Annotated in this window: 17 protein-coding genes; 3 read left to right on the top strand and 14 right to left on the bottom strand. The window is 32.0% G+C overall.

What is annotated here, in order from left to right:
- Positions 1 to 145: 145 nt before the first annotated feature.
- The 4 genes from AC3WSO_RS01030 to AC3WSO_RS01045 form a co-directional block, all read right to left on the bottom strand.
- A complete protein-coding gene (locus tag AC3WSO_RS01030; protein ID WP_492527999.1) occupies positions 146 to 1,231 on the bottom strand; it encodes an SH3 domain-containing protein in 1,086 nt (361 codons plus the stop codon).
- Between the two features lie 372 nt (positions 1,232 to 1,603).
- Complete coding sequence (locus AC3WSO_RS01035; protein ID WP_492528001.1) at positions 1,604 to 2,116, bottom strand: hypothetical protein; 513 nt, start codon at positions 2,114 to 2,116, stop codon at positions 1,604 to 1,606.
- A 10-nt stretch (positions 2,117 to 2,126) separates the two neighbouring features.
- Positions 2,127 to 2,459 (bottom strand): hypothetical protein, encoded by a 333-nt coding sequence (locus AC3WSO_RS01040; RefSeq protein ID WP_492528003.1) that lies wholly within the window; start codon positions 2,457 to 2,459, stop codon positions 2,127 to 2,129.
- 317 nt (positions 2,460 to 2,776) lie between these two features.
- Positions 2,777 to 4,609 carry an NACHT domain-containing protein gene (locus tag AC3WSO_RS01045; RefSeq protein WP_492528005.1) on the bottom strand — a complete coding sequence of 611 codons (1,833 nt, stop codon included), beginning with the start codon at positions 4,607 to 4,609 and terminating at the stop codon, positions 2,777 to 2,779.
- Between the two features lie 217 nt (positions 4,610 to 4,826).
- Between AC3WSO_RS01045 and AC3WSO_RS01050 the strand changes: the two genes are divergently transcribed.
- On the top strand, positions 4,827 to 6,185 hold the full coding sequence (locus AC3WSO_RS01050; RefSeq protein ID WP_492528007.1) for a hypothetical protein: 1,359 nt from the start codon (positions 4,827 to 4,829) through the stop codon (positions 6,183 to 6,185).
- Between the two features lie 248 nt (positions 6,186 to 6,433).
- Here AC3WSO_RS01050 and AC3WSO_RS01055 read toward each other — a convergent pair whose 3' ends face one another.
- The 4 genes from AC3WSO_RS01055 to AC3WSO_RS01070 all read right to left on the bottom strand — a co-directional run bounded on the left by AC3WSO_RS01055 (position 6,434) and on the right by AC3WSO_RS01070 (position 9,794).
- Complete coding sequence (locus tag AC3WSO_RS01055; protein ID WP_492528009.1) at positions 6,434 to 7,063, bottom strand: hypothetical protein; 630 nt, start codon at positions 7,061 to 7,063, stop codon at positions 6,434 to 6,436.
- A gap of 416 nt (positions 7,064 to 7,479) precedes the next feature.
- Complete coding sequence (locus AC3WSO_RS01060; RefSeq protein WP_492528011.1) at positions 7,480 to 8,274, bottom strand: hypothetical protein; 795 nt, start codon at positions 8,272 to 8,274, stop codon at positions 7,480 to 7,482.
- A 277-nt stretch (positions 8,275 to 8,551) separates the two neighbouring features.
- The gene (locus AC3WSO_RS01065; protein ID WP_492528013.1) at positions 8,552 to 8,767 is read right to left on the bottom strand and encodes a hypothetical protein; all 216 of its coding nucleotides are present in this window, start codon (positions 8,765 to 8,767) and stop codon (positions 8,552 to 8,554) included.
- A gap of 715 nt (positions 8,768 to 9,482) precedes the next feature.
- On the bottom strand, positions 9,483 to 9,794 hold the full coding sequence (locus AC3WSO_RS01070) for a hypothetical protein (RefSeq protein WP_492528015.1): 312 nt from the start codon (positions 9,792 to 9,794) through the stop codon (positions 9,483 to 9,485).
- Between the two features lie 120 nt (positions 9,795 to 9,914).
- Here AC3WSO_RS01070 and AC3WSO_RS01075 point away from each other — a divergent pair, with 120 nt between their 5' ends.
- The gene (locus tag AC3WSO_RS01075; protein ID WP_492528017.1) at positions 9,915 to 10,268 is read left to right on the top strand and encodes a helix-turn-helix domain-containing protein; all 354 of its coding nucleotides are present in this window, start codon (positions 9,915 to 9,917) and stop codon (positions 10,266 to 10,268) included.
- A gap of 269 nt (positions 10,269 to 10,537) precedes the next feature.
- On the opposite strand, the gene AC3WSO_RS01080 is transcribed toward AC3WSO_RS01075, so the two are convergent.
- Complete coding sequence (locus AC3WSO_RS01080; RefSeq protein WP_492528019.1) at positions 10,538 to 13,480, bottom strand: S8 family serine peptidase; 2,943 nt, start codon at positions 13,478 to 13,480, stop codon at positions 10,538 to 10,540.
- 116 nt (positions 13,481 to 13,596) lie between these two features.
- Here AC3WSO_RS01080 and AC3WSO_RS01085 point away from each other — a divergent pair, with 116 nt between their 5' ends.
- Positions 13,597 to 14,796 (top strand): S-layer homology domain-containing protein, encoded by a 1,200-nt coding sequence (locus AC3WSO_RS01085; protein ID WP_492528021.1) that lies wholly within the window; start codon positions 13,597 to 13,599, stop codon positions 14,794 to 14,796.
- Positions 14,797 to 15,108: 312 nt separating this feature from the next.
- Here the strand turns inward: AC3WSO_RS01085 and AC3WSO_RS01090 are convergent, their stop codons facing one another.
- From AC3WSO_RS01090 to AC3WSO_RS01110, 5 genes are all read right to left on the bottom strand, one after another.
- A complete protein-coding gene (locus AC3WSO_RS01090) occupies positions 15,109 to 15,315 on the bottom strand; it encodes a transposase (protein ID WP_492528062.1) in 207 nt (68 codons plus the stop codon).
- Between the two features lie 331 nt (positions 15,316 to 15,646).
- On the bottom strand, positions 15,647 to 16,390 hold the full coding sequence (locus tag AC3WSO_RS01095; RefSeq protein ID WP_492528023.1) for an N-acetylmuramoyl-L-alanine amidase: 744 nt from the start codon (positions 16,388 to 16,390) through the stop codon (positions 15,647 to 15,649).
- Between the two features lie 877 nt (positions 16,391 to 17,267).
- Complete coding sequence (locus AC3WSO_RS01100; RefSeq protein ID WP_492528025.1) at positions 17,268 to 17,435, bottom strand: YhjD family protein; 168 nt, start codon at positions 17,433 to 17,435, stop codon at positions 17,268 to 17,270.
- A gap of 142 nt (positions 17,436 to 17,577) precedes the next feature.
- Complete coding sequence (locus AC3WSO_RS01105) at positions 17,578 to 18,288, bottom strand: hypothetical protein (RefSeq protein ID WP_492528026.1); 711 nt, start codon at positions 18,286 to 18,288, stop codon at positions 17,578 to 17,580.
- Positions 18,281 to 18,730 carry a hypothetical protein gene (locus tag AC3WSO_RS01110; protein ID WP_492528028.1) on the bottom strand — a complete coding sequence of 150 codons (450 nt, stop codon included), beginning with the start codon at positions 18,728 to 18,730 and terminating at the stop codon, positions 18,281 to 18,283. Before AC3WSO_RS01110 ends, AC3WSO_RS01105 begins: the two co-directional genes overlap by 8 nt.
- Positions 18,731 to 18,742: the final 12 nt, after the last annotated feature.

The raw sequence follows: 18,742 nt of genomic DNA on the forward strand, positions 1-18,742 counted from the left end.
AAACAGTCAGCATACAGCTGACTGTTTACATTGCCTAGCGATGACCTACTTTCATATGGGGAAGCCCCCAACTACCAAAAGAGGCTCTTCAAGCTTTTCTAGTTGTATATAATTCCCACTCAATCATCGCTGGTAGAGCGAAATTTTATTTTCGATAATATATTAATCTTGCTGTTGTATAAAGTTTGTCATCATTCACAGAGATCAAAGCAGTGTAATCATTCTTTTCCCATCTTGAATATAAATGGCTATATTCTTTATAGGTAAATCGGTAATCATTACCGAATTCTGCTACCCCTTGCCTATGTAGTCGGTTATGTAAAGAAGACATTTGAGCCCATGTGTGATAACTATCTTGTTCAGGAAGGAAATCATAGCTAATCATATCTAATTGCCCACCAGTAAAAAAGTATATCAACTGTGCTGAAAAGCCATATTTTGTCGTTCCATAGACTAAATAAGTATTTCTACCATCCTGTTGTTTTTGTATAAGCTTTGATTTTTCATTTTTCTCTACATCGCGAATAGTCAATTTAAAGTTAATATTATTGAAAGGCACAACAGGCTTCTTTGCGGATAAAAATGCATCTACTACGTATCCTTTAATATTACCAGCAGTCACATAAGACCAACCTACTAATGTAGAATGTACAGTTACCTGTGAACCATTACTTAATGAACCTACTGAAGCTCCCGATTGACTGGCAATATTTCGAACGATAACCCCACTACCTGTATTAACGTATTTTGTCGTTGTTTTAGTCTTCCCAATAAAATCAGATTTAACATAGCCTACCACATTACCATATTGCACAAATGACCAACCATTTCCTACTGATCCATAGTCTTCAACAATCATATTATACTTTAATGTAGCTAATGTTGGTGCTGAAGGAGATGGCTTAGATTTCACAACGAGACCACTTTTAGAATTTGCAATTTTAATCGTCGAAGGTGGAACACTTAAAAAAGAGGAAGAAACATATCCCTTTACATCACCTGTTTGTATGTGAGACCAACCACTTGAGGAAGAAAACTCTATCACAAATTCATCCTTAGCTAGATTACCAATGGAAGCAGATGTATCATTCGGCGACTCTCTCACAACCAAGTTGGTGCCACTTACAACCTTCACTGTTCGATAATCAGCCGCATCTGCTACTTGATGCTGAATGCTAAATAGCATCATGAGTACAAAAACTGCAACAAACCATTTCTTTAGTATATTCAATCAATTTACCTCCTTTTACAACTCTGTTATTCTACCATTTATCCTATTGATTGTATATATTTTCATATTTTTTATTACTAAACGTGGAAATACCCATAAAACATTTTTAACATATATATATTAAGATAGCGTCAAAGGTACCGTTTATCTTGTTTCTCTGGGAGCAAAAGTTGAATATAATTTATTTGCAATATTTTATTACTGTACAAATGTGGAAATATAAAAAATCCCTTCGTATCAACGAAAGGGATAAAAATTATAATAATGTACACATATATTTATAGAGATAAATCAAATTTACCCTTCTTCAGTAATCACTTCTTTAAATCCTGATATAAGAAATCAAATCTTTAAAATGGGAATCCCCTTGCCTTAAATAAATTCTTGCTTATCATAATCAAGATTGAAAATACTTTCAGTAGTGTTTCTTATAGTTGAAAACTCTTGATTAACTGAGAAGATTCGATTACACAGCGCTACTAGTCCATCATATGAATAACCGCTTCCCTCTATATACAGTATGGATGCCATCTTATTATCTAAAAATTCTATACTTTTATAGTAAGTATCACCTTTATGCCCTTCTACAACATCTTGATCAATAAATGAAATTTGATTAAAGTATAATTCCACTTCTTTTATTTTGGTTTTATAGATTAAATGGTCAAAATAAACCTCAATAGAATCCTGATGTGGCATTGGAATCAATTTAAGAATAAAGAAACCAAGGAATAAGAATAGTGTAATAACAAGATAACTTTGTTTTGTACTTATTAGAAGGCATAACGCTGTAATCATTATTATTACCTTAACAAGTAATATACTTCGACTTAACAAAATGTGACTTTGACAAGCGATAACAAAATACATTTTAGGTTTGCGCATTAAAAATCACCTAATGAACAGTTCTAACCAATGATTGTAATTCATTCATAACATCCATACTTAGATAAAGGCTAGGATTAAAATTAATTTTTCCTGAAACATCACCTTTTGATTCTAAATCCATTAATCCAACAATCATGAATTTCCTTGTTGATTTACTTTTACTCTCTTCATATCTTAGATTTTCCTCAAAATCTTTATCTACAGGACGCACAAGTTTTTCGAATAAACGATATGAATGTTGAATTTCCTTATCTGCGATTTGTTGAACAATCTGCATTCTCCCAACTTTATTTTTTGGAATCATTTGAACTCCTACTACTTTAAACTTTTTTTTCTCCAAATTAGATATCCTCCTGATAATAAAAAAAGAACCTTAAACGTTAGTTTCCTAGACGTTAAAGGTTCTTCCTTTAGATCGATCATTTAATTAAATTATTTCCATTGTAATACTAAAAGTTAATTTTGTCTATATACAATACGATTATAAATTGTTCTACAAGTACTCTTACATATTGATGAATTTGCTGGCTTCCCAGAAAGTTGCGTGATTATTTATATTGAGCGTTAAACTCGCGTCCAGAAACTCCAATACTTCGGCTTCTATGCGTGTAGTTGTAACGATTTGTGAATAGAAATTCTTATATCTTCAATGCAACACTATAAATTATCAAAAAAGTCTTCTTCAGTAGTTACCCTCTGACTTTCATAACAATCAATCCACTCAATAATTTCTTCGATTGTGTTACTAAATTCAATACTCTGTAAAATAATGCTCAATTTACCTCTCTCTATAACTTGAGAATTATCAATAATGTATTTTTTCAACTCTACTCCATCTTCTGTTACAGCCACAATCTCAACATGACTTTCTTGTAATTCATCATGAATTTCTTTCAAATTATTTACAATATCATCATTAAGAATAATAGATGATACTAGTAATTTATTGAATCTATTAAATAAATAAAAATAGCTATAATCGTTAATTCTAGGCGTATAAGTATTCATGCCGCTATATTTAATAAAACCCGATATCCCTTTACTAAAAACTATTTCTATCCCTTTTGATAAATAACAATCTTTTATTTCTTTTGCCGTTGGATAAATTACATTTTTAATAAAACGTTCTTCTTGTATTTCTTCAACAATCTCTAAATATTTATTAGACTCTAAACTTCCATCTTTAAATATCTTCTCTTTAAATAACTTCTCTTGAACTTCATCGCTTAATTTTTCTGTATGTATAGCCGCAAAATATTCTTGAAACGACCTATGAGAGAATATGTAATCTAATCCTTCTAATGTAATCATACACACTGAATTCATTAAGTCTTCTAAAAATTCAGCCTCCGTAAATTCAACTTCACACCCAATTTTACCTCTACTTTCTTTCAAGTATTGAAGGATGTTATCTCGATTAAATGAGTACATAGAATCTATATATGTTTTAAAACAAAAATGTGCAAAAACTTTTTTAAAATCAGTTTGACTTAACTTTGTTTCTCTATCCCTTTTATAACCTCCTTTCGAAGCATCATGAGTGTGAAATAAAGCAGAAAATGCTTGTTCATAAAATTCATTTAAATTATTAGGGATTTCTGCATTATGTTCATAGGTTAACAACATTATTACTAACAAAAGTGGAATAGTAGCAAATTCCTCATATTCTTCGTATAAGCTTTCGTTTAGTTTATCAATAAATCTATTTCTAATCTCTTCATCAAAATAGTCTATTTTACTAACTAAAGAAACAGCTTGTACTTTCGTCAATTTTTGTGCTTCTGCTTCACTAAAGTCATTCCATGCTATAAAGGTGTCTGACGGACGAGATGCAACAATTATGACACAATCACTATATCTATCACTAAATGTTTTAATAGCTTCCGCTACACTATTTGAAATTTCAGACTTTAACTCATCAAACCCATCAAAGATAATCAAATTTTTACCTGTTTCTAATCCGTACTCGAAATATTGTTTCTCCGCTTCAAATTTCAAGCTAATCATAGCATCATAAATATCTCTAGTTAAATCTACTTTTAAATTTTCACTATTATACTTTTCATTTAGATTTCTTAACTCTATAAGAATCGGGACAAATTTTGTTCGCTCTATACTGTTTAGAAATAAATGCTTCATCATTGTTGATTTACCTATTCCACCTGTTCCTGTAATGATAAATTTCTTCCCTAAATTTATGAGATTATTGACATCATGTGTCTCTATTTTTTTGTCACCTATTAATAAATCTACATTTTCATAAAAGGAATATAATGGTTTTGGTGTTCTTTTATACAATAAATTTTTTATTTTATTGTATTTATCCATACTATATATTAAATATTTTTCATAGGAATCTATTAATTCTTGTTCGCTTTTAATATCTGATTCTTCCCATTTCCCTTTCAAAAAACCACTAATTGATTTGACTATGCTGGTAGCAAGTTCAGTGGCTATACCAACACCCGTTTCTTCAATAACACTTACCAAAAATAACACCTCTTATCTTTTTTGGTTATTATAACATGTCAATTCGTCTCGAATCGACATTTTCGTCTATAATGTGTGAATCAACCTACCCACCACCCTTTCTTGCATATATTCTATTGAAGCACTTTCAAAACCTTTCTTTATAAAACACTCTTCAATTGTATTAATTCAGTTTTTTAGTTTATTATATGAATAATATTAGGAGGGTGGGGATTGATTGAATAAAAGACTCAATGCTACTAGAAAGAATTTGAAAAATATAGAACAAAGTATGATTTACAAAAACAATACCTTTAGAGATTTCGATAATTTTAAAACTTCTCTTCAAAGTCCTGCAATGGACTCTTTTTATCAGTCTAATAAAGCCATAGCTTCCTCCTTATCAGCTTTGGATTTATCAGATACATTCAGTGCTGTTAGTAAAATGGGGGCTTCTCTAAGTCCTGCAATGGATTCTTTTTATCAGTCTAATAAAGCCATAGCTTCCTCCTTATCAGCTTTGGATTTATCAGATACATTCAGTGCTGTTAGTAAAATGGGGGCTTCTCTAAGTCCTGCAATGGATTCTTTTTATCAATCTAATAAAGCCATAGCTTCCTCCTTATCGGCTTTGGATTTATCAGATACATTCAGTGCTGTTAGTAAAATGGGGGCTTCTCTAAGTCCTGCAATGGATTCTTTTTATCAATCTAATCTAGCCATAGCTTCCTCCTTATCAGCTTTGGATTTATCAGATACATTCAGTGCTGTTAGTAAAATGGGAGCTTCTCTAAGTCCTGCAATAGATTCTTTTTATCAATCTAATCTAGCCATAGCTTCCTCCTTATCAGCTTTGAATTTATCAGATACATTCAGTGCCGCTAGTAAAATGGGGGCTTCTCTAAGTTCTGCAATGGGGGCTTTCAAACATTTTGAGGCAAAACACTTTTTTGAAGTTCAAGAATTAGTTTCTAGACAACTTCAAGACATTGAAGAAGCCTATGAAGAATATAAAGATTCTAATTCATCTTTAGTCAAAGAAGATGAAACTCCTTATTCAGTCAATAACAATCAATCTCTAACCGAGGAAGATGTCAGGAGAATTGTTAATGACATGCACTGTCAGCAAAATGAAAAAAAATCTCCATTTAAAGACTTTGTAAGAGATGTTTTAGTATCTTATGGTACTGATGCTTTAAAATCTTTAGTAAATCTCGTTTTATTGCCTTTAGTCTCCATAGCAATTAGATACCTTATAGAAAATCACTACGAAATTATCAACGCTATCCAAAACTCTGTTGATAATGGTATTTATGTTATAGGCTACATCTCAGCAAAAAAATATATCAAAGAACAGAGATTAACTTCGTATGAAAATATAAACAAAATCGGTATTTTAAGAGAAGCCTCAAAAGTTCGATTAAGTTACTCAAGACATTCCGCTTTCAGCTCTAATGTAAATATACCTAAAGATACAATAGTAAATATTATAGATAAAAGTAGAAATTGGGTTAAGGTAGAAACACAAATAGAAGAGCAAAATATTGAAGGTTGGGTTGAAGAATCCAAAGTTATCAAGTTCAAAAAAGAAAACTAAAAAAACACACGCATAATAATCTATATGCGTGTTTCTTTTTATATAATTGATGCCCTCTGTAACCATCTTCAATCAGCTGATTCCAATGTTCCCTAGCTTCTTTATGATTCCTTTTCACAGTGATTCCAAATGGTATTGAGATCCTTAATCCAACAATTTAATGATTAGCTTTTAGGGGTCCCTTCAAACAGATTTTTTTAATCTATCTACTTATTGGGGAGCGTATCACTAACAAGTGGGGGTGCAGTTCATTTCGGAATGGTCTTTTGTTTTTTATTATTATTTTTCTTTATTTCTAATTCTTCATATGCATTTTTTACTTTATAATAATTTTTTAATACGACTTTATAAAATACCCAACATTTCCAATATGAAATAACATACCAAATTCCAAATAATAATACCATACCAGCAATATAATAATTAAATTCCAACTCAAAATTAAGTAAATCTTCTAAATGTTTATTAAAAATATTAAAATCCCACTTGATGATAAAACCCAATATAAATATTATTATTGAAATAGGACTTATAGATTTGTAAAATTCCAATTTTGACTTATTTTCCTCAACAAGATTTAAATAGAAATTCACTTTTCCGTTTAATTTTATTTCTCCGTCATTTTCGTGTTTTAAATCAGCGATATTGTCATCAAGTCTGTTAGCATATACAATTCCCTTAGATATTGAATATGTATTGTATAAAATGTAGATCAAAACTAATAGAATACTAATTGTAAAAAATCTATTATTTAAGCTTATTATATCAGGGTACCAATCTTTAATAGAAAACACTGCGAATACAATAATGCATATTGGTAGTAAATAATGTGTTAAAAACACTGATTTTAATAAGGTAAAAGATATTTTTGTATGCATTTTAAATTTTCTCCTTCATTAAAATATAAATTTTATTATATTAAGTTACCATAATGACTAATTTTATATGTTTGGTTTATTACATATCTAAGAGACTATCCCTTTCCTCTAACCAATCGTAGAAAGGTACTGGACGTTCTTAATCAAATACTCTCTCTATCCTGCAAAAAAATTGTTTCAATAGTACTCTCATCGAAATAGTGGGCGAAGAAAAAGCGCATGCCGACTAATTAGCTGCGCTCTTGTTTTCCTCTATTCGATTCTCCTTCTTTTTAGCCGCAGTAGGTAATCCGTATTTCTCCGTTTGCTTGAGAACGTTCTCCGCAAATTTTTTCAATTTTTCTTCGTTATATACATCGATAATTCACCGACCTTTACCTTTATAAATTATACATTTCTATGATTTGAGAAAATAATTATTCAAGATATCTCTTATACACTTCATATGTACTTTCGCTTCCAGTTCTTCGTTTTATTACTTTATATTCTTTATTTTTAGATGAAAATATACCAATTGTTTCTGACAAAAAATACTCTAATAGAAGAACATTATCTTTACCTATTTCTTTTTCCAATTCAGCAGAGTTTTGAAATTCAGCTATAAAAACATAATCAACAAATTTTTTTTCGGATAATAGTGAAGAAATAATTATAATTCCTACTCCAAACATCAACAATAGATACTTTGTTAAACTACTTGTTATACTATAAAAATTCTTTTCAACATAACTGTAGGCTATTAAGGTTTGAGAAAGAACCAAGAAAATTAATGTAACAAAAAGCTTTATCTTATTATTTATTTTGTATACGGAGGTAAGTTTAACTAAAGCTTTATTAATCCACTTAAATCTATCCTGGTTTTCAGTTTTATTAGTAATTATCTCCATTAAATAAACAATTTGACCTAAAATCATACATATTGCATTAATAAAAAATATAATAAATAAAATCAAAAAGAAAACAGTGCTGCTTTTGGCTGAAAAGGCTAAAAGAAATGCTATTAAACAAAAAAAAGGTATAATGAATAGGAAAGCACCTATAGATTGTTTTAATTTAATCAGGGCAAATTTATCTCTTGGTAGTAATCTCATATCAAACGAATCATAAGATAATGAAGTAAATAAGGATAGAATAAGACTCGTTATACTAACACCAAAAACTGCAGTTAAAATAGGCACTAAACTACCCAAATTATCAATAATATCTTTCATCATAATTCTCCAAATGAATATTTTTAAGAAATTGCTCCTATATTATTATACTACGAGAAATATTTCCTTTTAAATGAATTATTATGGATATCCGCGATATTTTCTTCGACATTCTGATTATGGCTGATATACTATGATGCCGAGATAAGAAAAACGAATTACGTTGCCGAAACATTCACGCGCCTCTCATTTAATAAATAAGGTTCAAGAGAGCAACCCATACAACCAAGTGTACGTCAATTTATTCCTCAAATTGTCTGAGCGAGGTTTAATCTCGTTAGAAGCAAGCATTTCTACAAACTTCTTCAGGAATATGCTTATACAAACAATTGTCTTCAGCAACGAAAATATCATACGAATGGTAATCGTGTTCAAGCGAACCGCCAAAGTCTGCTATTTCAACTATTCCAACCAGTTCATTGCCATTGAATTTGAATTGGACTTTTTCGCCCAAATTAAATTTCATCGGGGGCAAATTCCAGTTTTTTGACATATCAATCACTCCTCCTAATTAAAACTTCACCACCTGAACAAACCACCTTGTTTAGAATCTGTCGCTTTTCTGCAAGAGAAATATTGTCGGTCAAACCTTCAATCACATTGGCTTTATGAACAATAGCCTCTGTTTGCTCTCAATCGTTTCCTCAAGCCGTTTCTTGTGTCTATTAGAGTTATTCTATATAAACACTCGTAGCAATAGCACGTTCAATCTCATTCTGACCTAAGACAATTGCTAAAAACAACTCTTTCTCTTTTGTGATTTCTATTGTCTTAATCGGTCAATTGACCCGATCATTTAATACCATGATTAGTAATATTCATTATACAGTAACAAAAGTGACTAAGACTGCTAGTCATATAGCAGCCTCAGCATTTGAAGTGTTAAATGTTAATGCACCAGAAACTACAAAAAGCAACAGAGATGGTTGCAAACACGACGGAAACTATCGTTCATGGATCAGAATATATACTTCACGAAGCCTTACTTCATTAAAAGCCCTTTTTACTATGGATTCATACTGTTTAGTAGGTACACCTCATATTCTAAATTTATCCCCACCTAATGAACGCAATAGCCTTTTACTTCAACTACTGTCCTAAGTTCTTTAAACAATTCAGATGTATTATCTTCATGCGCTAAATTCCATGTAGCTTCTTCACCCTCTAAATACCTCTACATTTTTGTATACATCCATCATTGTTGACCTTTAAAAAGTACTTCCATCGTTTATCGATCCCCCCGGTATTTTTTCTCTGAGTACAATCCCATCTAAAAAACCTCGCTTGTAAATATCTTGAAATAATAAGTGCTGATAATTAAGAATTGATATCTGTATCGACTCAGAAATCTCTTTAACTTCTATTTCACTTATGCCTGAAAGAGTTTTGGATAATTTCTGTTTAACATCTTTAACCATTTCATTTTGGTGATTCCTAAAACCTTTGTTATGATAAAGCACATCAATCCTTTCATCTATTAATAAAGTAAGTGCTGATTCAAAGTTTCCGATATCGTTCAACCCCTCTATTTACTTATTATGTATATTTACGTTTTAAGTATAATTTATTTTCTATTGATTGTAAAATATAATAACTGTACGATTAATTAAACGATATAAAGTGGAGTTGAAATAACATATATGAATAACTTGCAAATAGGACAGTTAATACGTTCGTTACGCAAAGAAAATAATTTAAGTATGAGCGATTTTGCACAAAAATTAGATATTTCTCAAGCATCTATTTCACGAATAGAAAGCGGTATTCAAGAAGCGAATTATGCACTGTTAAGTGAAATTTGCGAACAAGTTGGACTAACGCTTAGCTCATTCTTTTTATTACTGGAAAACAAAGTTGATACAACTATTAAGATTTCCCAAGATAAATCTCTGCAAAGTGAAAATATAGATGACGAATTATTTAATATAATAAAAAATTTATCAGAGGAACAAAAAAAGGGATTATATGTACTGTTACTTCCCTATATCAGATAATTTCCCATAAGAAAGACCTTAGTTTCTCGTATGAAGTGACCCTAAAAAGTTAGACACGGTTATTTCATTAGGTAGCTTGAGTAAAATGAGTTCGGCATTGCATATGCTGCGCCCCAATTGTTAGAGTGTGTCTAACGATTAGGGCGCAGTTCAGTTCAAATAAACAAATCCAAGTCCTTAATTCTGGTTACCGCATGCATCTGGATGAAACTTTTTGAATGCCCTACGATCGATAAAGGAGAGAATTTAAAAATTCTCTCCTCTTTCATCTATAATTCATTTAAACGTCTTAAATACTCATCTTTTTCTATCGAATCTGGCAAATCATTTATTACTTCTTCTGCTCTAGTTCGATATGATGTAATTTCTGGATATTCTTTAATGCTATTAAATAAATTCTCAATATATCGTTGTTTTGCAGTCGGTACTTCAATAGAAGGTCTATCATTAGATGTCACTCCACCGTCTGGTTTACTTGGAGGAGTTGTTGGCACTTCTGGCTTCGTTTGTTCTGGAGGTAATACAGGAAGCGCAGGTTTCCACGGCGTATAATCAATATCGCCATAGTAATACAATCCTGTAGAATAAGGTACATCTAGTAAACGTCCATATTGATGCAACTGTCTTAATAGAACATCACGAACAGGAGAGTTGTTAATCATTAATACATAAGTAACTGCTTTATTTAAATGACTCTCACCAGCACTTGTTGTCGCTTGAGTAATATGACTTTGCGCTAAATTATAATAGTCTTGTTGCACCTTCGGAAGTTGAGAAACATCTGTTTCTTTACCTGTCATATCCTCTGGCGTTGGTTTTCCTGGTTTTGGTTGTTCAATTTCTGGGTCTGTTACTACTGGCGGCGTTGATGGAACAAATCCTACAACTTGTCCTTTATAATAAGAACCATCATAATATGGAATATTCAATGCCCCCCCATAATAATGAACTCGACCTAATAATGTATCGCGGATTGGCGAAGATTGAATTTTTGAAATCAAGTTTTCAATCTTACCTAACAAACGATTAAATTCTCGTTCTGTTTTTACCTTTGCGATGTCTTCTAGATAACCAAAAGCATCATTGTAATAATTTTGTTCTTTTTTTGTTAAATCAGATACAGAAGTAGGATCTTTCTCCTCGTATTTTACCCCAGTCGAATATTTTTCGTCTTGTAAACGACCATTTTTGTGTAAGATTTCAAGTAATTTATCTTTTACTGGAGAAGAATCAATATAGTCCATATTTTTTTCTGCTTCATCTAAGAAATGCTCTTTATACGAACCCGTTGCAAACTCTATGTTTTGTAAATACGATTCAATCAATTTGTAATAACGTTGTTGGTCCATGGGCAAATCTTCTACAGAAACAGCACCTTTGTCTTCCTTATCTCCGCCTTGTTGATTAATCTTTGATGGATTGTATTTTGGAGCACCATAACCTGTGTTCTTATCATAGCCTTTAATATCACAATCAACAGACATGTCTTTAAGCGCTTCTAAATACCACTCGGCTGTTTTGTCAGGAAATTCTTCCATTAACAATGCCAGTAACCCTACAATATGAGGTGCAGCCATAGATGTACCTGTTTTCGTAATATAGCCACCTTGATACGAAACTCCTGCAATCCGTTTCCCCGGTGCTACAAAGTCAAGTTTATCCCCATAGTTAGAGAAGACATCACGTTCATTATTTGGTGTAACAGCACCAACAGCAATAACATTATCATAAGAAGCTGGGTATCGAATATTTTCAGCACCATCATTGCCAGTTGCCGCTACAACAATCAATCCTTGCTCATATGCTCTGTTTATAGCTGCTTGGAAAATTGGAGAATTTAAATTAAATCCAATACTTGCATTAAATAAATCAATTTTATTTTCAATTGCCCATTCAAGTGCCAATAAGAACTGATAGGATGACATACTACCAGCATCATCTTCCATTTTAATAGAATAGATTTCAGCATTCGGAGCGATACCAATTGCCCCTTCGTTGTTATCTTTAGCATTAATAATCCCAGCAATATGAGAGCCATGCCCATCGCTATCATACAAATTCACCTTATTATCATTAGGGTAAACATGTTCAACAACTTTTAAATCTGGATGTTTTGATACACCAGAATCCGCTACAGCAATTTTAACACCCTTACCAGTAATGCCCTTGTTGTATGCTTCTTTGATATTCATGTATCCATAACCCCAACCGGCATATTCATTACTTTTAACTTGCGTTAATAACTCATCACCAAAATCAGTCATGTTGAAGCTTTCTTGTTCAACTTCCATGATTAGATTTCGTTCAACATATTGAATGTTATTGTTCTTTTGTAAGTCTTTAAAAACTGTTTCACTTACTTTAACAACAATGATATTCATGCTTGATAAATCAGTAGCCTGCTTTACTTCAGTTCCTTTTTTCAAAGCGTATTGGCGACCTTTTTCATTTTTGTACATCACAATAGCTTCAAATTCACCAGTCTCTGCATCTACTTTATAAGAAATATTAGAATAATCTGTTACACTAGCTGACCCTAAATCAACTTGAGTAGTTACTGATTTCACTTCAAATTCCCTATCTTGTGTATGTTCGTCAGTATTTCTATCAGGTAAGCCAACTGTTCTTAATGTTCTTGTCAAGAAAATTGCAACATGTTCTTTAGTTACACCTAGATTAGGTTTAAATGTACCATCACCATAGCCTGTAGTAATACCATAATAGGCTAGCTGATGGATTGCCTCGTAGGCTGGAGAATTGGGTCTCACATCAGAAAAACTTTTATCTGAAGCATATTGTAAATCAAATGCCCTAGCGATAAACACCGCCATATGCCCTCTCGATAAATGGGTATTAAGCTGAAATGTACCATCACTATATCCATTTACAATACCAGCTTCTGCGGCTGACTGAATATATCCTGATGAAGGATGACTCTTAGGAATATCTGCAAAATCTGTTTCTCTTTGTGTTCCGTCCAATCCTAGGGCTTTTGCAATCATTACAACTATTTCTTCACGTGTTGCTTGCTTTTCAGGTAAAAACTCCCCTTTACTTGCATCAATGATGTTATGGCCCAATAGATATGTTATTTCATCATAATATGTATAAGCTTCTGTAATGTCTGTGAAATACTTTTCTTCAGCATTTACTACAGATGAAAACAGTATTCCTGTACTTAATGCAATAATAGGAACAAATTTCTTTTTCATAAAAATATCACCTTTATATTTTAATTTTTATATTACTGGTAACCCATGGTATATATGATATCATAGTACTAGTTCAAAAGTATTTCAAAATTTTATGTACACTACCGGAGGTCTATATGAAAAACAAAATCACAACTTTTTTACTCTCTTTCTTTATACTTTGCATAACTATAGTAGCGCCAGTTTATGCATTAGAAAAAAATTTTTCTGACGTTCCAGAAAATCACTCATACTTTAAAGAGATTATGTATTTAGTACAAAAGGATATAATTATTAAATCCCAGTATTTTTATCCAAATAAATCTGCTACTCGTGAAGATGTAGCTGTAATGATTGCAAAAGCACTTAAGTTAGATGGTACGCAACGTGAAACACAATTCTCTGATGTACCAAAAGAATATCCCGCTTCTGGTTATATCCAATCCGCTGCAGAAGCTGGTATTATTAACGGTTTTGCAGATGGTACATTTAAAGGAAATAATAATGTTACTAGAGGACATATGGCAGCTTTTATAGCTCGTGGATTTGAATTAACTAAAGAAGCCAATATTACTTTTAAAGATGTTCCGAAAAATTCTACTGCTTATAAGCCTTCACGACAGTTAAGCTATTATCAAATTACCACTGGGTACGGGGATGACACATTCAAACCAAATGAAGCTGTCTCACGCCAACATGTTGCTGTATTTCTAACACGAACTCTAAAATCATTGGAAAAGAACCCATCTACAAATACGGAGGATTCAAATATAAATCAGGAAAATCTCGAAGAAAATCCGTTTGTGCCAGAACGTTGGAAGACCTCCCCTACTGGATTATATCAGGAAATGATGAGCCAATATCCTTTACCAGAAGGCATTAAGCCATTTAAGCAAAAAACAAAAGAGTTTGGCAGTTCTGCACCGGCAAATTTCAAAATCCTTGGTGATGAATTAGGGTTTACAGACATCAGCAATAGTAGCGCTAGTATAATTCCCTATGGAGCGGATGCGACATTCTACATGTCCTATGAAAGAAATAATTATTACTATTTAGTAATTGAGGCATGGAAGAATAGTAATCCAGAAACGGATATTATTAATTTAACTCCATATTCAGTTAAATCTACATTCCAACTATTCTTTGGTGAACAAGAAGGAACTAAATTCTTCAATACTTTTGAAAAAGGTATGAATGGCGATAAAGCTATTTTAAATTATGTTGATAAAATCAATACAATCAACAGCAGACAACTTAAAATCACTGATTTGAAGTCATCTATTGTTATACGTATAGGTGAAAAAGGAAAAGATTACAAAAAGGTTACAGGCTGGTAAAAAGTTTACCTATTAGGAACCTATGAGAAAAAAATGTTTTAATGTTTTATTATTTCTCTTGCATTTATATTCTGTTTTACATTTCTTATACAGGAGTCTTATGCTTTTAGCATAGAATTCAAAGATATTCCACATAATCATACTTATTTTGATGAAATTATGTACTTCGTAGACAACCATATAATAACTACCGAATCTACATATTATTTGTCAAAGAAATCTGCTACTCGTGAAGATGTAACTGTAATGATTGCAATAGCTCAAAAGTTATGTTCTAAGTCAAATGTTGGGGTGGTGTAATCTTTTAGCACGTTAACCCAGATAAACCCCGATTTCTCTATACTTTAAATTTAATAAGATTTTTGCTCGAAAGTGATCGAAGCGTCGAAAGCCATATGCATTCCGTTTCATCACTTTTGTTTTATTATTAATGCCTTCTAAAAAGCCGTTGGAATAACCTTTAAAATTTCTACTTGCCAATTTTTCAATGTTTGAATTGCTTTTAAGACAGTTGGTAATTTTGTCTCTTCTACCTTACGGTAAAAAGCTAGTAATAGCTCTTCACCATTAAAGAAAGTCTTTTAAGTTAGTCGCCACTTCTATATCCAAATCTAAATACTGTGTTGTAACCGCTAAATCCGAGTGCCATAATGCTTATATCTACCATCTGCTTTAGCTCAAACAAGTATATTTGCCGACTTATAATCGACTTCATCTTTCTAACCGATACTCGAATCGTCTGAGGGCTGTTCTGAGGGACTAAAAAAGAAAGCACATCATAGTACGATGCGCTCTCTAAATTACTAATTGTAAATCATTTCACCAACAGGCTTTTATGAGTATTATTCTATTATTCAGCTACTATATTTGTTACCTGAGATAACTTAGCTGTTTTAATTTTATTTGCTCCTGCTTGTGCTTCAGACATTCCAGTAAACGTTCCTGTTTTAACACGCCATCTAGCTTCATCTGGCTCGATGTATACCCTCCAACCAAAACGATGTTTTAATACATCAAGTACATTCTCAGCCTCTTGTCGTGTATCGTATGTTCCAGTAAGTACACGGTATTTATTATTGTCGATAGCTGACTTTTGTTGCTGTGCATCACCACTTGCGTTTTTAACCATAGTGATAAATTTTGACCATGAAATTTTACCTTCTCGCATATTTCGAGGACAATTTTTACCGCTAAAGTGATTGTGCTGAACAACATTTTGAATAGGGATGTTTTCATCTTTTATAACTTTAGCAACTAACTCTGCAGCGTTCTGCATGGCTTTTTCATAGTTTCCATCACTATTAACACAAACCTCTATTTGAATCCCTTCATTATTGCCTGTGTTACTTCCTGCGGCCCAACATCTCCAAGCATGTTCAAACGATTGCACTGCCTCTTTATCATCAACTGTGTAATGCCAGGAAGCTGAACGGCTATTTCCATTGTATTGTAAACGTGCGTGTGCGTCTGCATCGGCCCCTAAACGTGTATTATCTGTTTCATGAACAACGATAAATTTTCTTGTGTTAGCTTTACCATAAGTAACCTTGTTTGCTTGTGCATCAGGTACTAATTTTTTTCGAATTGTAATCATTTCGTTTCACCATCCTTTGGTTTCTCGTAATTTAATGCTTTGTACTATCTGAAACACCTATTGAGTATCCGTCTTTCCTATGCGTCGTGCAGATTCCTTTGAAGCCTAGTCAACTTCGTTTAAATATTGGTTTAATCTGTCGTTAAACTAAGTAGCCTTTTATTTAGATTGTTTATAATACGCCAAATGAAAAAAAGACCTCCAATAACCGCTGAAACAATCCAACCAAATATTGATTGTTTCCACCAATGTTCTCACCTACTTTTCCAAAATAAAAAACCTTCCACTATGTGAAAGGTAAATTTTCTAGTATAAAAACAACCCTAAGCTTACATTTTTAGTTCTAGTAAGAAATCGAGATGATCCTTCCCCATTAAGCCTTCTCGATATAAAAATGCTACCCTCGTATTGGAAGATAACCTTCTAGTTCATTCGTTAATTGTTACATACCATTGTTCCTGAAAAGACTTCCATCGTCAGTAATAGAGCTGCTAACGATACTACCTTTTATACAGAAGACGAATAATCTTTGCTAGCTTATTGGAGTCAGTACAATTTCCACTTATATTTTATAACTCACTATTTTATCAACATCATTTCGATTTTTTTAACCTTAAATGAGTACTCATGACATACATCTTTATATCTCTTTTTAGAAAAACTCATTAAATACTCTCTATATCCTGCCAAATAATTAATTGTTTCAATAGTAATCTCATCGAAATAGTGGGCGAAGAAAAAGCGCATGCCGACTAATTAGCTGCGCTCTTGTTTTCCTCTATTCGATTCTTCCCATCTTATTGTGGGCTATACTCTGAGAGCAATCCATACAACCAAGTGTACGTCAATCTAATCCTCAAATCGTCTGAGCGATGGTTCAACTCGTTAGAAGCAAGCAATTTTTTAATATACCATCGATAATATTTAGGTAGACTTTGGACATTTTTAACTTTTCAAGCGATGAATAGTTGTGTTGTAATGACCTGATTGTCATATCCAATTTAATAAACTCATACAGAACACTACGATCCTCGCCATTAATCATCCTATTCCCTCCACAATCAAGTACATCTATTTGTAATCAAAGCGGAACATAAGTTCTCGTTTTAGTAAGAAAAAATTTAATGGGAACACAAAAAGCTCAGGCTCAAAAAATGAGTACCTGGGCTTTTGTGTTTATCAATAGATTAAATAGCCAAAAAACTTTCATGGCTTAGTATTTCAAATCTAGTTTTATCTGTGATTAATTTTTCAGCTATTAATAAATTTTTGGTTGCACGAACATCATCAAATGTTAATAGTTTTATTTTGTGAGATATATTATTATTGTCTAATTGGTTTTCAAGTAAAGTCAGATAACCAATATCTTTTTCTCGAAAAGCTGAAGGTTGAAATTTTATTTCAACAAATTCTCCAAACTTCCCATCCCAAGATCCAGCATCTACAGTTTGTCTTGAATCTAATGTATTGGGTTTATAGTGTACTTTATTCCCATTAATAAATACATTAACCCCGAACCCAACTACTTTTCCACTGTTTTTTGATTGAAAATAGGGTTCAAAAAGTTTTTCAGGTATTAATCCTCTCATTTTCAACCAGTCATCTTGACATGTACAAACTGAAAAAATGCTTTCAATTAAATCGACAAACTCTACAACATCTGGCGCAGCATTTCTAGGATTTCTACCTAAAACGAATGATTTCCAACGTTGTAGACTAGCTTTATGATTTCCCACTACCCATTTTCCACTCTTTTTTAAAAACTCGTTTAATTTTGTAATTCTTCCTCTACTCTTCCTAACATTCTCAGCAATTTTTTCTGATAAATCAATAAGTACTTCCTTATTATAATCAGAATCTTCAAAAGTAATGGTATAAGCTTTTACACTTTTACTCACTTTCAGAATTCTCCATAATAGAGTTTATAATATCCATAGTAGGAAGTATTATTGATTTAATACCCATTTCAATAGTTAGATTTGAAATCAAAGTTCGAGCATACGGAAGTAATTGAGGGACAATTTGAACATCTACAAAATTATTAAAAGTTTCTTCATCTAACAAAACCGTAGATTTGAATACACCTTTATGTACAGTTTCAATTTCTAAATGTACTTCACCAGATTCTTCAGATCTACTATCAATAATAGTTCGTAAATATGCATACCTACGCTCTTCATCAACAAATTCCATTCTAACTCCAAAGTTAAAATCATGTATAAGATTTGATGAAATATTTTCTACATTCTTTTTTACATTTAATGATTCTAAAGTTGCTTTAATCAATTGGATATCAGTTTTTGCAAGTTTATATGTTTCTATTGCTACTTCCTTAATCATCTTTTCTCCTCC

It is taken from the genome of Lysinibacillus sp. EB106-09-02-XG168, from assembly GCF_058791475.1.

What these genes read in the sequence shown, in the direction of transcription:
- AC3WSO_RS01035 (WP_492528001.1), bottom strand. Translation starts at nt 2,116, where the DNA reads ATGCGCAAACCTAAAATGTATTTTGTTATCGCTTGTCAAAGTCACATT.
- AC3WSO_RS01055 (WP_492528009.1), bottom strand. Translation starts at nt 7,063, where the DNA reads ATGCATACAAAAATATCTTTTACCTTATTAAAATCAGTGTTTTTAACA.
- AC3WSO_RS01060 (WP_492528011.1), bottom strand. Translation starts at nt 8,274, where the DNA reads ATGAAAGATATTATTGATAATTTGGGTAGTTTAGTGCCTATTTTAACT.
- AC3WSO_RS01065 (WP_492528013.1), bottom strand. Translation starts at nt 8,767, where the DNA reads ATGTCAAAAAACTGGAATTTGCCCCCGATGAAATTTAATTTGGGCGAA.
- AC3WSO_RS01075 (WP_492528017.1), top strand. Translation starts at nt 9,915, where the DNA reads ATGAATAACTTGCAAATAGGACAGTTAATACGTTCGTTACGCAAAGAA.
- AC3WSO_RS01080 (WP_492528019.1), bottom strand. Translation starts at nt 13,480, where the DNA reads ATGAAAAAGAAATTTGTTCCTATTATTGCATTAAGTACAGGAATACTG.
- AC3WSO_RS01085 (WP_492528021.1), top strand. Translation starts at nt 13,597, where the DNA reads ATGAAAAACAAAATCACAACTTTTTTACTCTCTTTCTTTATACTTTGC.
- AC3WSO_RS01095 (WP_492528023.1), bottom strand. Translation starts at nt 16,390, where the DNA reads ATGATTACAATTCGAAAAAAATTAGTACCTGATGCACAAGCAAACAAG.
- AC3WSO_RS01100 (WP_492528025.1), bottom strand. Translation starts at nt 17,435, where the DNA reads ATGATTAATGGCGAGGATCGTAGTGTTCTGTATGAGTTTATTAAATTG.
- AC3WSO_RS01110 (WP_492528028.1), bottom strand. Translation starts at nt 18,730, where the DNA reads ATGATTAAGGAAGTAGCAATAGAAACATATAAACTTGCAAAAACTGAT.